Annotated in this window: 11 protein-coding genes and 5 pseudogenes; 13 read left to right on the top strand and 3 right to left on the bottom strand. The window is 64.7% G+C overall.

The features are described 5' to 3' along the window. Positions 1-46: 46 nt before the first annotated feature. The gene (locus JQT59_RS00640) at positions 47-1336 is read right to left on the bottom strand and encodes an MFS transporter (protein ID WP_249353571.1); all 1290 of its coding nucleotides are present in this window, start codon (positions 1334-1336) and stop codon (positions 47-49) included. Positions 1337-1422: 86 nt separating this feature from the next. Beyond that, the gene (locus tag JQT59_RS00635) at positions 1423-1830 is read right to left on the bottom strand and encodes a cupin domain-containing protein (protein ID WP_249353570.1); all 408 of its coding nucleotides are present in this window, start codon (positions 1828-1830) and stop codon (positions 1423-1425) included. 42 nt (positions 1831-1872) lie between these two features. Here JQT59_RS00635 and JQT59_RS00630 point away from each other — a divergent pair. From JQT59_RS00630 to JQT59_RS37915, 11 genes and pseudogenes are all read left to right on the top strand, one after another. Beyond that, positions 1873-2079 (top strand): annotated as a pseudogene (locus tag JQT59_RS00630) (LysR family transcriptional regulator); the annotation flags it as partial. A 74-nt stretch (positions 2080-2153) separates the two neighbouring features. Beyond that, positions 2154-2303: a transposase gene (locus JQT59_RS38170; protein ID WP_502939701.1), complete on the top strand. Its 150-nt coding sequence runs from the start codon at positions 2154-2156 to the stop codon at positions 2301-2303. Further along, positions 2273-2839, top strand: a complete 567-nt coding sequence (locus JQT59_RS38165) for a transposase (protein ID WP_502939700.1) — start codon at positions 2273-2275, stop codon at positions 2837-2839. The genes JQT59_RS38170 and JQT59_RS38165 overlap by 31 nt, the downstream gene beginning before the upstream one ends. Then, the gene (locus JQT59_RS00620; protein WP_213571119.1) at positions 2733-3974 is read left to right on the top strand and encodes a tyrosine-type recombinase/integrase; all 1242 of its coding nucleotides are present in this window, start codon (positions 2733-2735) and stop codon (positions 3972-3974) included. The genes JQT59_RS38165 and JQT59_RS00620 overlap by 107 nt, the downstream gene beginning before the upstream one ends. Continuing rightward, positions 3971-4531, top strand: a complete 561-nt coding sequence (locus tag JQT59_RS00615; protein ID WP_213571117.1) for a hypothetical protein — start codon at positions 3971-3973, stop codon at positions 4529-4531. The genes JQT59_RS00620 and JQT59_RS00615 overlap by 4 nt, the downstream gene beginning before the upstream one ends. Continuing rightward, positions 4485-6347 (top strand): tyrosine-type recombinase/integrase, encoded by a 1863-nt coding sequence (locus tag JQT59_RS00610; RefSeq protein ID WP_249353569.1) that lies wholly within the window; start codon positions 4485-4487, stop codon positions 6345-6347. Before JQT59_RS00615 ends, JQT59_RS00610 begins: the two co-directional genes overlap by 47 nt. A 414-nt stretch (positions 6348-6761) precedes the next feature. Further along, entirely contained in the window at positions 6762-7346 is a 585-nt protein-coding gene (locus tag JQT59_RS37920; protein ID WP_349306968.1) for a tyrosine-type recombinase/integrase, read from the top strand. After that, positions 7339-9753 carry a tyrosine-type recombinase/integrase gene (locus JQT59_RS00600; RefSeq protein ID WP_213571115.1) on the top strand — a complete coding sequence of 805 codons (2415 nt, stop codon included), beginning with the start codon at positions 7339-7341 and terminating at the stop codon, positions 9751-9753. Before JQT59_RS37920 ends, JQT59_RS00600 begins: the two co-directional genes overlap by 8 nt. Before the next feature lie 219 nt (positions 9754-9972). Further along, positions 9973-10308 (top strand): hypothetical protein, encoded by a 336-nt coding sequence (locus tag JQT59_RS00595; RefSeq protein WP_213571113.1) that lies wholly within the window; start codon positions 9973-9975, stop codon positions 10306-10308. Between the two features lie 37 nt (positions 10309-10345). Then, a pseudogene (locus tag JQT59_RS38160) lies at positions 10346-10539 on the top strand (hypothetical protein); the annotation flags it as partial. 35 nt (positions 10540-10574) lie between these two features. Continuing rightward, positions 10575-11524, top strand: a pseudogene (locus JQT59_RS37915) (IS3 family transposase); the annotation flags it as partial. Positions 11525-11531: 7 nt separating this feature from the next. On the opposite strand, the pseudogene JQT59_RS00580 reads toward JQT59_RS37915, so the two are convergent. Further along, a pseudogene (locus JQT59_RS00580) lies at positions 11532-12941 on the bottom strand (IS30 family transposase). A 48-nt stretch (positions 12942-12989) separates the two neighbouring features. Here JQT59_RS00580 and JQT59_RS00575 point away from each other — a divergent pair. Together JQT59_RS00575 and JQT59_RS00570 are read left to right on the top strand one after the other, a co-directional pair. Next, a pseudogene (locus JQT59_RS00575) lies at positions 12990-13310 on the top strand (integrase core domain-containing protein); the annotation flags it as partial. Between the two features lie 141 nt (positions 13311-13451). Next, the gene (locus JQT59_RS00570; RefSeq protein WP_249353568.1) at positions 13452-13895 is read left to right on the top strand and encodes a site-specific integrase; all 444 of its coding nucleotides are present in this window, start codon (positions 13452-13454) and stop codon (positions 13893-13895) included. Positions 13896-14177 lie beyond the last annotated feature (282 nt).

The following is a 14177-nucleotide window of genomic DNA, read 5'->3' as shown; positions in this document are numbered from 1 at the left end:
TCACCGGGTGGTCCTGTATACCCGGCGAGGGAGGCAACTTCTGTCCTCACCCGGAGGAAAGCCGCGCGGCAGCGGCCGACGCCGATCCTTCGAAGTTCTCACTGTCGGGGCGGTCCTCCCGCCAGCTATCTCCCGGCATCAGTATTACTGCCGTCATGGATATCAGCACCGCGATGGTCATATAGGCGGCGATCGCAGTGCTGGAGCCGGTGCTTGCATACAGCCAGGCCGCGATCATTGGGGCGAAGGCACCGCCCAGGACCGCTGCCAACGTATAGCCCACCGATGTCCCGCTGAAACGGACCCTCGCGGGGAAAACCTGTGTCAGCACGACACTGGACAGAGCGCCAACGGGGGCCATTGCTACGCCGAACAACAGTACGAGCGCGACGACAAACGTTGGCGTGGAACCGGTGTTCACCAGAGTAAAAACAGGAAAGATCACGATGGCCATGGCGACAAGGCCCGCGAGGTAGGTCCGTCGGTGCCCAATCCTGTCGGAGAGTGCACCAAAAATGGGAAAAAGGAAAATCGCGACCATAGAGGAAACCATCACACCTAGGAGTGCTCCACTCCGGTCGATGCCCACATTGCCGGCATACGAGACCAGGTACGACATACTGATGTACACGCAGATGTTGTGCCCGAGCGCGGCACCGGCGACGAGCACAATCTGCTTGAAGTGTTTCCGGAAGACCTCCACGATTGGTATGTCCACCACAGATTTCCGTTCCTTCACCTTAGAGAACTCGGGGCTCTCGGAGATGCGGAGTCGAAGCAGGATTCCTGCCACGACGAGGACGATGCTGATCAGGAAGGGCAGCCTCCAGCCCCAACTGAAGAAGGCATCGTCGTCCAGCTGCGCTACGGCCAGGAAGGCGCCCGTTGCCAACAGTGTTCCCGCAGGAAGGCCCAGCGTCGGGAACGAACCGAAAAAGCCCCGGCGACGAGGACCGGCGTGCTCGATGGCCATCAGGACCGCTCCCGTCCACTCGCCGCCGACCGAGAATCCCTGAACGAGTCGGAGGAGCGTGAGGAGCAACGGCGCAAGGAGTCCGATCGACTCGTAGGTAGGCAACAACCCCATGCAGATCGTCGCGATTCCCATCATTAGCAGGGAGATGATTAGGACCTTCTTGCGGCCGATCTTGTCCCCAAAGTGCCCGAACACGATTCCGCCGAGCGGTCGCGCTAGGAAGCCGACACCAAATGTGGCGAAGGATAGAAGGGAGCCGATCAGCGGGTCGGAGTCGGTGAAGAACAGTCTGGGAAAGACAAGCGCCGCTGCCGTTCCGTAGATGAAGAAGTCATAGAACTCAAGGGTGGTACCCACCATGCTCGCGGATGCGACCCGCCGCGCTGACAGGGTGCTCCCCGTAGATGGCGAGCCGGAATGCGTTTCACCGTTGGTTGACGCAGCCTTCACATCCATCCCGGACGATCCTCGCCTTGAGTGACGAGAACCGTTGTTTCCTCAACAGCGGTTTCGACGTGCGCGAAGCCGGGGTCGAGGAAGTAGACCGTTCCTGGCGTGGCGTCGAATTCTTCGGCTCCTTCCTGTTGGACCCGCATCAGCCCGTCGATAATGAATACCTGGACCCACTTGGTGTGCGTATGCTGGTGGATTACCTCTCCCTGACCGAGTCTGAAGAACGCGGATCGGACGTCGTAATCGCCTTCGAAGATGGTCGCCTTGTCCATAAGTGTTCCGTGAACATCCAGCTGTGTCCATTCAGCACTATCGACCGCATCGTGTCGTATCCCTTTTGTTTCCAGCATATTTCCTCCATCGAACCTGTCCGCGACGGGGCTGCCGAGGCTGATCGTCACAGGTTATCCAGGGCTTGCAGATTCGGGAACTGAATACTATGAATGACAATCATGCACAGCACGAATTGCCGGAAGGTCGATCTGAATCTTCAGGTGGTGCTAGACGCAGTTCTAGCGACGAAGAACCTCACGCGTGCCGCGGAGCGGCTTCATCTCAGCCAGCCGGCCGTTAGCCACGCGATGGCTAAGGCTAGTAGTACTTTGTTGCGCGGGACCGTGTTGACCGAGGCCGGGCCGGTCGAGCTGGAGGTGCCCCGCGATCGGGAGTCGAGTTTCGAGCCGAAGATCGTGGCCAAGCGGCAGCGGCGGCTCACCGGGAGGACATGGTGATCTCGCTGTCGGCCAAGGGACTGACCACCGGTGAGATCTCTGCGCACCTGGCCGAGGTCTACGGCGCCGAGGTGTCCAAACAGACGATCTCGACGATTCCCCCAAGCACTGCGTGCAGGGAGGTACCCCCACCGAGCGGGTGATGGACGGCATGCTCGAGCGGCAGAACCGACCACTGGACCCGGTGTACCCGGTGCTGTTCATCGACTGCATCCACGTCAAGATCCGCGACGGCAACGTGGCCAACCGGCCGATCTACGTCGTGATGGGCGTGACCGTGGACGGCACCCGAGACATCCGCCCCCGCGAGCGGGAGGTACCCCCAGGATTGTGGGCCGGAGAGCACGGCGACGGGGAAGGGGCGAAGTACTGGCTTCGGGTGTTGTCTGAGCTGAAAAATCTTCGTGTGCAGGATGTTTTGATCGTCAAGTGTGACGGTTTGGAGCATCTGCCCGACTCGATCGGGCAGGTGTGGCCGCAGACCATCGTGCAGACCTGCGTGGTTCACCTATTGACTGAACTACCGCCGGAGTTCTTGCAGGTCATGGCCGGTGCGGATACGGTTCGTTGCCATGATCGAATCCGATGGCAGTCCGCGGGATCTGGCCGCGCTGGTGGTGGGTCGCCGGGGTTCACTGATGGAGACCGGCGAGGGGTGGCAGCCGTGGCGGCTGCTTGATCCGGACGGAGCGCCGGTCGCAGCAGTGACCGCATTCTTCAGCGACTTGAGCGCAGCGGGCCGATCGGCGGCGACGCAGCGGTCGTATGGGATGGCCTTGCTGCGCTGGTTCCGGTTTCTGTGGGCAGTCGAGGTGCCGTGGAACGAGGCGACCCAGGTCGAAGCCCGGGACTTCAGCATCTGGATTCGATCGTTTGACAAGCCGAGTCGGCGAGAGCGCGCACCGGAGCCGAAACCAAACCCTGTGACCGGCAAGGTCGGTCCGGGACGCAAGTACGCGTCCTCGACCCGAGCGCATTCGGAAACGGTGCTGCGCAGCTTCTACGAGTTCGATCGAGAAACTGGCAGCGGACCGATGATCAACCCGTTTCCGTTGTCGCGGGGGCGAAGCCGGGATGGTCGCGCGAATGCGCATCATAATCCGATGGAGCCGTATCGGCGTGAACGCTCGGGGCAGTATCGACCGCGGCTGGTGCCCCGAATCCCGCGCAGCATTCCGGATTCGTGCTTCGATGAGCTGTTCGTGCGACTGGGATCGCATCGCGATCGGGCGTTGGTTGCGTTCTGGGTCTCCACCGGTACCCGCGCGTCGGAGCTGCTGGGCTGCACGAGAGCCGACGCCGACACGGGGCGACAGCTGATCACTGCGGTGCGCAAGGGATCACGGGTGCTGCAGCAGGTTCCCGCATCACCTGACGCATTCGTGTGGTTGAGGCTCTACCAGCAGCAGATGCACGGCCTGGTGTCCGCCGGAGGCGATGACCCGTTGTGGTGGACGCTGCGCAAGCCCTTTCGGCCGTTGACCTACCACGCGGCCCATCGCATGTTCACTCGGGTCAACGCGCTGCTGGACGCGAATTGGACGCTGCACGACCTCCGTCACACCGCTGCCTATCGGATGGCGCGTGATCCCTCGATGCCGATCACCGATGTCCAGTGGGTGCTCGGCCACGCGTCGCTGACCACGACGCAGATCTATACCAACCCCGTCCCGGAAGACGTGATCGCCTCGGTGCTGGCCCACCACGTCCGCCGCGCGAACCCAGACGACCAACAACGTGCCGGCGACGACACGTCAACCCAGCGATACCGACCCGAGTCGCTGGACGTGCTGTTCGGCAGAGGCGTCCGGTGATCGAGCCGTTCATCGCCGCACCGCCGCCGACCAGAGCCCTGCCCGATCCACGCTATAAGCCGTCGAGTCTGCAGACGGTCCCTCAGCTGCTGCGCCAGTTCCCACCGCGACCGCTGCCGGTGAGTTGGGACGCGACACGGGACTCACGGGGCGAGGTGCTTGCGCGGGCACTTGCGCAGCCTCTGCGGGGCGCCGACCGGCACGAGCAGTCACGACATCACCGTGGTCTGCTGGCGGTGCTGGATTGGCTGACCGAGTTCGCCGGCGTCACCTGGCAGGAACGGTTCCTCGACAGTATTGAGGCGCCTGCGGATAACCAGGGCTGGAAACACGCTGCAGCGCACTGGTGGTCGAGCACGCGACCAGAACCGACAACCGTCAAGAACGGCATCAATATGATAGCCATCGGCACCGCCTCGTTGATCTGCGCGGACGTGCTGCGGCCCCCGGTGGACTGGTTGATGAGCCCCAGAACGCCGAAAAACCTGGCCATGCGTCTGGAGCAGGCGCGTGATCCGCACGGGTGGGCTGCCTTTGCGCGCAGCCTGCGACGCTGACCCGGCCGGGCGCTCCACGAAGACGAGGGCGCAGTGTCGGATCGCGGTCATCATCGCCGCCAAGGGCGGCACAGTCGCCGACATCACCGTCGGCGACTGCCTCGAGTTGCTGCAGGCCATCCAGCGGATCGGGGGCGGCAAGACCACCACCAGCGGCTATTTCTATCACTTGCTGCGCACCATCGGCGTCCTCGGCGCAGACGCTCCGTCCACGGTGCGGGTGTTCGGCACCACCGGGCAGGTCAGCGTCGAACAGCTGATCGACCGATACGGCATAGCATGCCGCCCCGTCCGAGACCTGCTGGTCGACTACCTGCGCGAACGCCAATCCACTGTCGACTACGTGACCCTGCAACGACTGGCCGGAACCCTGGGCAAATTGTTCTGGGCCGACCTCGAACACCACCACCCGGGCATCGACTCGCCGCGACTGGCCCCCGAGGTCGTCGCGGCCTGGAAGCAGCGCGTCCTCACCCGGGAGTCGGGCCTGTCCACCCTAGCGATGGTCCGGGCGTTCTATCTGGATATCGCGCAATGGGCGATGGCAGAACCCACACGATGGGGTCCGTGGGCAGCGCCGTGCCCGATCCGCAGCGACGAAATGTCGCGGACGAAAACCCTGCGGCAGCGCAAATCCCGCATGGATCAGCGCACCCGCGAACGACTTCCTGTCCTGCCCAACCTTGTCGCCGCCGTCAACACCGAGCGACGCCAGGCAGCAGAGTTGCTCCACGCAGCCCAAGCTGCTCGCCCCGGCGACACGTTCACCGCAGCCGGGCAGACCCTGCGCCGCAGCGTCCTGGCCGCCCGCGACGGTGGCGCGAAGATCTGGTCCGAGGATCCTACCGGCGGGCCCCGACTCGACTTGACTTTCCAAGAACACCAAGCGTTCTGGGCATGGGCAGTAGTTGAAGTGCTCCACCACACCGGGCTGCGCATTGAAGAACTCTGCGAGCTCAGCCACCACAGCTTCGTCCAATACACCCTGCCCGCTACCGGAGAGCTCATCCCGCTACTGCACGTCGCGCCGTCGAAGACCGACTGCGAACGGCTGTTGGTCATCAGCCCCGAGCTCGCCGACGTCCTATCGGCCATCGTCTGCCGTGTCCGCGGCGACGACGGCGCGGTTCCGCTGGTCGCCGCCTACGACTACCACGAGAAGGTCTGGAACCCGACGATCCCGCTGCTCTTCCAGCGGCACTACGGCGGCGAACGCCGCCCCATCACCCCACCGGCCGTCCGCCGACTGCTCAACGCGGCGCTGGTCAAAACCGCTCTCACCGACACCACCGGGCAACCACTGCGGTTCCTGCCGCACGACTTCCGCCGGATCTTCATCACCGACGCCATCATGAACGGCATGCCACCTCACATCGCCCAACTCGTCGTCGGCCACCGCGACATCAACACCACCATGGGCTACAAGGCCGTCTACCCCGAAGAAGTCATCACCGGCCACCGCGCCTTCCTTGCCCGCCGCCGCGCCCTGCGGCCCGGCGAGGAATACCGCACTCCCACCGACGCCGAATGGAACGAGTTCCTTGGGCACCCTGTTGACTGCACCACGACAAGATCAATGACCGGGGTTACCCGGTCTGGCGAAGGGACGTGGTGTGGTCGAGAACATGCGGCGGGAGCTGGCCGAAGGGCGACGAGCTGTCCCGTCGGTCGGGGCGGTGGTCAAGGGCGAGACCCCGGACTTGCCGTTCGTGGTCGTGGACGGCGATGGCGCGCGGCTGGAGCCGGTCGCCGCGTACTTGCGGGACCTCATGCTCGGCGACGCGAGCCCGCTCACATGCCGAAGCTACGGGTTTGACCTGTTGCGGTGGCACCGGCTGTTGTGGTTCTTGGGGATTGGGTGGGATCGGGCGACCGAGGGCGAGGTCGCGACGCTGGTGGCGTGGTTGCGTGCTGCCCGTAATCCGCAACGGCAGCGCCGCAGCCCGAGCTCGCCACCGGCGGGGTCGGTGAACCTCAAGACCGGCAGGCCGTCGCTCCGGGCTGGGTATGCACCGACGACGATCAATCACGCTTTGACTGTGGTGCACGGCTTCTACGCGTTCCATGGGCGTTTCGGGGTTGGGCCGGTGGTCAATCCGGTGCCGGTCTCCGCGCAGCGTCGGCAGGTGCTGGCTCACCGCAGCCCGCTGGAGCCGGTCCCGGTCGTGCGCCGGGCGCGGTTGCGGCAGCGCGTGCCCCAGCGGGCGCCGCGGGCGATCCCGGATGCGTTGTGGGACGAGTTGTTCGCCGTGATGGGCTGCGACCGCGATCGCGCATTGCTCGAGTGCTATGTCAGCTCGGGTGCTCGGGCCAGCGAGTTGCTGGGGGTGACGTTGAAGACGTCGACTGGGCCGGCCAGCTGTTGTATGTCGTGTCCAAGGGGAGCAGGCTGCGTCAGCCGGTGCCGGCCTCACCGGATGCCTTCCGTTACCTGGGCCGCTATCTGGCCACCGACGGCCTTCCTGCTGCGGGGCAACAGGTGTGGCGAACCCGGCGCGGGAATTCCCGCCCGCTGACGTACTGGGCGATGCGGCGAGTGCTGCAGCGCGCCAACGAGAAGCTGGGCACCAACTACACCCTGCATGACGCCCGGCACACTGCCGCCACCAGGATGGCCGGCGACGAGCGGCTGACGTTGGCCGAGGTCCAGGCGATCCTGCGGCATGCCCACCTGGACACCACGGGGCGTTACCTCACCGTCCGGATCGAGGACATGCACGACAAGCTGCTGGAGCACTACACCAAACCCAGGCCGCAGCGGTCCTACCCGGCGGGCTACGACCCCGCCGACATCGAGGCGGTGTTCGGTGCCTGAGTCCACCACGGCACAACGCCGCCAGAATGGGTCGGTCCCGCCCACCCGCTTCGCTGGACAACGCGGTGAGCCGGCACAACCGACCGCCGCACCGAGGCCGCGCGGTGACCTGACCGCCGCTGACATTGATGAGATCCAGCAGGTCGTGCGCGACGTCTGGCCGGGCAGCCCCGACGCCGTGCGGCGCAGAGCGCGCGGCGCCCGGTTCCTGTTGGAGCATATCGCCGGCTTCCCCGGCGAGACTTGGCAGCAGCGCTGGGAGGCCAGCGACCTCAACGAACCGGGACGCCCCGTGACCGCGGTGAAGGGTGAGCAGGCCGAGCGGGACGAGATCTGCGTCGGCACGGCCTGCGTGTTCAGCCTCCGGGTGATCCGGCCATCGCTGCAGGCGCTGCGCTCGACAAGGTTCCTCCGCTACGGCGAACGGTTTCTCACCGCCCAGCGCGATCCGCTGCTGGAGGAGTTCTGGAAGCGCGTGCAGGACACCGTGGTGCATCCCTTGCACCACGGTGCGGCGCTGTTCGACATCACTGCTGCGTTGACGACGCAGGGCATTGCGCTGGCCGACCTGACACCCGAGGCGTTCCTGCACTATGTGTGGGAAACCCGTGACCACGGCCTGGCGTTCAAGGGCCGCGGTGAAACAGGCCGTGGCCAGTTCCCTGGGCAACTGGCCTGGCAGGTGCTCCACGACATGGGTCACTTCCCATCCGGCACCCCGGCGACGCTGCGGGCGGCCGTGCTCAGCGGGCGCCGGACGATCCAAGAGCTGGTCGACCGATACGACATCCGCCACCAGGGGGTCCGGCAACTGCTGCTGGACTATTTGGAGCGACGCGAACCTGAGATGGACTACTCGACTCTGGATCAGCTGTCTCGCTCTCTGGCTGGGCTGTTCTGGGCCAAGATCGAGGCCCTCGCTCCCGGCCAGCCGGATCTGCGGATCGGCGCCGAGCTCTACCAACGGTGGCGCGAGGCGCTGGGCACCCACCAGGACGGCCGCAAACAGCGCGAAGAGTTCGAGCGCATCCTGCGAGCGGTTCGCTCCTTCTACACCGATCTGCACAGCTGGGCGGTCGAGGAACCCGAGAAGTGGGCACCGTGGGTGGCGCCGTGCCCGATCCCGAACGGCGCGCTGCGCGGGATCATCGTCCGCCAACGACGACGCAAGGAGCGGATGGACGACCGGGTGCGCCAGCGGCAACCGCTGCTGCCCGTGCTGGTAGCTCACCTGGAGGACCGCTACAGCCACCTGCAGGCGCTGCTGCAGGCCGCCTCGCCCCTGCTCGGCGGCGAGGCCGTCACTGTCCACGGCCGGACCTATCAGCGCGTCTGGACCGCCGCCGATGACCGGCGCGCCCGGCGAGGCGGTCAGGCGAACACACGGGTCCGCGACCTCGGCAGCGGCGAGGACATCAATGTCACCACCGCCGAGGACATTGCCTTCTGGGAATTCGCGGCAGTGGAAGTCCTTCGTCACGCAGGTATTCGCATCGAGGAGTTGCTGGAGCTGACCCATCTGAGCATCCGGCAGTATCAGCGCCCCAATGGAGAAGTCATCGCATTGCTGGTGATCGCGCCGTCCAAGACAGACCGCGAGCGCGTCATCCCGATGTCGGCGGAGTTGTTCGCTGTCATCGCCGCGATCATCCGGCGGCACACCCAGCACGGCCGCACCATTCCACTCATCCAGCGCTACGACAACCACGAGCGGCGGATGAGCGAGCCCATGCCGTTCCTGTTCCAACGCCATACCGGTGCCGTTCCGAGGGTGATCTCGTCCGCGACGGTGCTGGTCATGCTCCGCCGCCGCTGCGCTGAGCTGGCCGAGCAGCACCCCGGCTTCCGCGCCACCTCGTTCACACCCCATGACTTCCGCAGACTGCTGGCCACGGATCTGGTCAACACCGGGCTACCCATCCACATCGGCGCAGCACTACTCGGACACCTGAATCTGCAGACAACTCGCGGATATGTCGCCGTGTTCAACGAAGATGTCGTACGCCATTACCCAGAATTCCTCGACCACCGACGCCAGGCGCGGGCGACGGACGAGTACAAGCCCGTTACCGACACCGAATGGTCCGAATTTGAGGAACACTTCGACCGCCGAAAGGTCGAATTAGGAGGTTGCGCAAGACCATACGGCTCTGCCTGCCAGCATGAGCACGCTTGTTTGCGCTGCCCAATGCTCAATATCAACCCGAAAATGCTGCCGCGGCTCGATGAGATCGAGGACGACCTGATCGCCCGCCGCGCCCGCGCAGAACAGGAGGCTTGGCTTGGTGAGGTCGAGGGCATCGACCTCACCCTGGCCTTCCTCCGGCAGAAACGAGAGGAGACCAAGCGACTGGCCCGCATCGCCCCCGTCGATCTCGGCACGCCGGTCGTCGCAGCGCCGCAATGACATAAGCCCCACTCGGATCGTTCCCAGCGCGACGAACAACCTGGGAACGATCCGGCTCGCTAGTAAAACGCGTTCATTGCGGCAGAAGAATGCGTCAGCATGTTGCCGAACTGATCTACAACTCCCCGCAGACTTTGCGGGACGAGGTGGGCTCGACGGAGGCCGCCGTCGGCTGCACAGCGGAGTGGGGCCCGCAGCTGCGGCGTGTCGCCTCGCTTGGTGCAGAGAAATTTCGAGCACCGCAAGGTCGCCCTCGGAACCTGCGGGCGCGCATACAACACGCCCTGCATTCATGAGCACTCCTGTCTGCGCTGCTCGCTACTGCGACCGGACCCCCAGCAACGCGGCCGACTCACCGAGGTCCGCGACCACCTGCTCGCCCGTATCGACGAAGCCCACCGCGAAGGCTGGCTCGGCGAAGTCGACGGACTCCGCATCAGCCTCGCCGGAGCCGAACACAAACTCGCACAACTCGGCGAACTCACCACCCGCACAGCTACCGTCCACCTTGGACTACCCCACTTCTCCCACCTCGTCGGCCGAACGGTCCGATGACGAACAGATCTAAGCAAAACGGTCGTAGTTCAGAGAACACCTCCTTCGCAATACGTACGCCTACGCCTCCCGCAAGGACTGGGCCGAGATAGCCAAGGACCTCAACCCGGTCTCCCCGAGCACTGAGTGCAGGGCGGTACCCCCACCGCGCCGTCGGAGCAGGCCGCACTGGACCGGTTCGCCGAGTTCAGCGCAAAATGGGAGAAACGCTATCCTGAATCGTCCCGAGTTTGATGCACACCTTCTTTCTTGGGAAGGTGATCCTTATGCCGAATGTTTATCCAGCCGAGGTGCGGGAGAAGGCCGTGCGCCTGGTCCTCGAACACCGTGACGAGTACGCCTCGGAGTACGAGGCGATCCGTACGATCGCCGAGCGGATGGCACTGAAGACGGAGACGGTGCGGGTGTGGGTCCCTAAGGCCGAGGCGGCGGGCGGCGGTACCCCGGCTGCGTCGGCATCGGAGGCTGAGGCCGAACTGCGGGCTTTGCGGCGGAAGAACGCCGAGCTCGAGAAGACCATCGAAATATTGAAGTCTGCAACGTCTTTCTTCGCGCGGGAGTGCGACCCGCCACGCAAGTGATCTGCCGGTTCATCGCCGAACACCGCGATCAGTTCTTCGATCGTACCGATCTGCCGGGTGCTCACCGAGCACGGGTGCACGATCGCCCCGAGAACCTTCTACGCCTGGCGCAGCCGGCCGTTGTCGAAACGGGCATTGTGGGACGCCACCATCACCGCGGTGCTGGCCTCCTACTACGTCGAGCGGGACGAGCACGGTCGACGCAGGCCGGAGTCGCTGTACGGCTCGTTGAAGATGTGGGCCACCTGCGCCGTCAGGGCATCGAGGTGGCCCGCTGCACCGTCGAACGGCTCATGCGCGTCAACGGGTGGCGCGGTGCCAGCAGGGCGAAGAGGGTCCGCACCACCGTGCCGGAGCCGTCGGCGCCGCCGGATCTGGTCAACCGGAACTTCCGGGTCGACCGGCCCGACGCGTTCTATGTCGCGGACTTCACGTACGTCCGGATGGTGTCCGGCTTCGCGTACACGGCGTTCGTCATCGATGCGTTCGCCGGCACGATCGTCGGTTGGGAGGTGTCGACGTCGAAGGAGACCGCGTTCGTGCAGCGGGCGGTGAACCAGGCCTGCACCTTGCGGTCTATGCAAGGTAACCCATTGCGCGGAAACACCATTCACCACAGCGACGCGGGGTCGCAAGGCGGATTCAACCGGTCGTCGCAACACCGTGCCGTGAGGACGAGTGTACCTGTTCGGCAAACACTTCCGCTGGAGTTCTCCAACCGTGGATCTTTCGAGGGCGGTTGTTGAGCGCATCAGCGACCGCCTGAAGTTCACGGAACTTGTATCGCGACAGATCAGTACCCTTCGGGAAATACTGCCGCAGGAGCCCATTCGTGTTCTCGTTCGTCCCGCGCTGCCATGGACTGTACGGATCACAGAAGTAGACACGGATACCCGTTGTGCCGTCAGCTCGGCATGACGCGCCAGTTCCCTTCCCCGATCCCATGTCACGGATCTGCGTAGATGTTCGGGCAATGGTGTCAGCGTCGCGGCCAGAGCATCACGAACTGACTCGGAACCATATCCGGACAGCGCCGGCCCGTTCTTCACCATCGCCGCTGTCCCATGACCTTTCAGGCGCGGCAGGTGTAGTAGTGTTGTGTATCTGCTGGTGCGCTCGACCAGTGTGCCGATCGCGGACCGGGTCAGACCGATGATGAGGTCGCTCTCCCAATGCCCCGGCGTCTTCCGGCTCTCGACCTCCTCCGGCCGAGCTCCGATGGTCACGTCATCGGTGATGAAACCGGTGCGCTGCTTCCGCGCTCGGGCACGAGGCTTACGTAGCGCCCGACCGGTGCGTAAGCACGCGACAAGCTCGCGCTCCAAGCCGCCACGCCCCTCGATGTAGAGCGATTGGTAGATCGCCTCATGTGAAATGCGCATCGACGGATCCTCCGGATAGTCGATCGGTAGGCGATTCGAGATCTGCTCCGGACTCCACGCCGTCGCCCACCGACGATCACCGCGCCGAGGCGATCACCGCGCCGAGGCTTGTTGCGGCCAATCCAAGCCGCATCCAGACCGGACACCACGGTGCCGTCTTGGGCGCGAATCACACCGGACAGTTTGTCCTGCACATATTCTCGCAATCGATCATGTTCGGCGAGCTTCGCCGGCTTCGGGCGCCTGGCGGCGAGGTCGGCCTTCCACTGTGCGGTCGACGCCCGGTATGAGAGCTTCCCATTACGGGTGGCGGCGTTCCGCCGCAACTCTCGCGAGATCGTCGACGGGGATCGTCCGAGCCGGTCAGCGATGCCGCGCATACTCATACCCTTGGCTCGCAACAGCGCGATATCCTCGCTTTCGGTGAACGACAGGTACCTCCCCGAGACCGGGGTCAACTCGATCGGTGGCATCCCGCCAGCCTGGCGGAACCACCGTGTCCCTACCGGCCCCGACACGCCGCACGCGGTCGCTGCGTCGTCGCTTGTGAGGCCTTCGGCGATCCGCGCCCAGAATGCCCGCTCGAGGTCTCGGCGCACCGAGGTCGTCCCGGTGACCGCATCACCGCACGCCCCGTCAACGCTGCCGCCCACCCGGGTGGGCGTCCCATTCCCACACCTCCATGATCGAGGTGTTGCTTCCACCGGTTGAGCCTGGTCAATATACGGCTCTGCGCTTCGGGGAGACCCTGTTCGTGCAGGGACTGCTGCCGTCGAGCGGGTCGGTGGCCGACGCCTTCGACAACGCCCTCGCCGAGACGACGGTCGGGCTCTACAAGGCCGAGTGCATCGCCGACGACTCCCCGTTCCGCATCGGGCCGCTACGCACCGTCAGCGACGTCGAGGAGGCCACCTCGGCGTGGGTGCACTGGTACAACACCGACCGGCTGATGCACCGCCTTGGGCGGATCCCGCCCACCGAGTACGAGGCCAGGTACTACGCTGCACAACGTGCCGATCAACCGGTCGCACACAAATAACAGTGTGTGCATCGGACCCGGGATGGTTCAGTGCGGCTATTCTTCGACTTTTTGGTGGAGGAGGGCGTTCGGGTATCTAATCCTGTTGGTTGAGGCTGGTATACGCCAGGGCGGACGTGGGGTGGGCAGCAGCGTGGCCTTGTGCGGCGGCTGGTGAAACTTCCGTGGATCCCGATCGAGCAGCAGTGGCTCGACATCCTCGCCGTCGCCGCGGCCGAGCCGTTGCGCAACCGGCTGATGCTCGCTCTGGCCTACGACGCCGCGTTGCGGTGCGAGGAGCTGTGCGCGCTGCGCACCGACGACCTTGATCCAGCTCGTCGAATGTTACGAGTGCGGGCAGAGACGACGAAGAACCGGCTCGAGCGAATAGTGCGGTATTCGGCGCCGACCGGGGTGTTGCTGCGGGAGTATCTGACGCATCGAGCGACCATAAGCCGGGCCCGGGGAACGTTGTTTCTGTCCGAGTCGCGCCGCGACCATGCTGAGCGTTTGTGGACATGGTCGAAAATGTTGCGGCGCATCGCGATCAACTCTGGAGTGCCGCAGTTTCTCGCATGTTCTCAAGACCGTCGGGTCGTCAGCTGAAATGCGAAGCTGGGCGTAACAGATTGTCGCGTTTTACGGGAGGGGTGAGGAACCGCGCCGGTGGCGCGGGTATGCGTTCGCCAATCTGTGTATCTCGGCCTCGGAACAGGTCGACTCGGGGATGACCTGCCACAATCGCTCGAGGAACCGGCGCCGCGTCATCCCGAACTGCACAAGGATTTCCTCCTCGGAAGCACCCCCGTACGGCACCCACATGCTGGCGAACCCTATGAGGCGCTCCGCCTCGCAGTCAGGATGGGTCCGTTGGCGGTTGGCTTCCAT

The organism is Rhodococcus sp. USK13, from assembly GCF_018343855.1.
GTDB classification, from domain to species: Bacteria; Actinomycetota; Actinomycetes; order Mycobacteriales; family Mycobacteriaceae; genus Rhodococcus_F; species Rhodococcus_F oxybenzonivorans.
The sequence above is the reverse complement of the archived record's forward strand: the minus strand, read 5'-3'. Positions and strand labels throughout refer to the sequence as shown.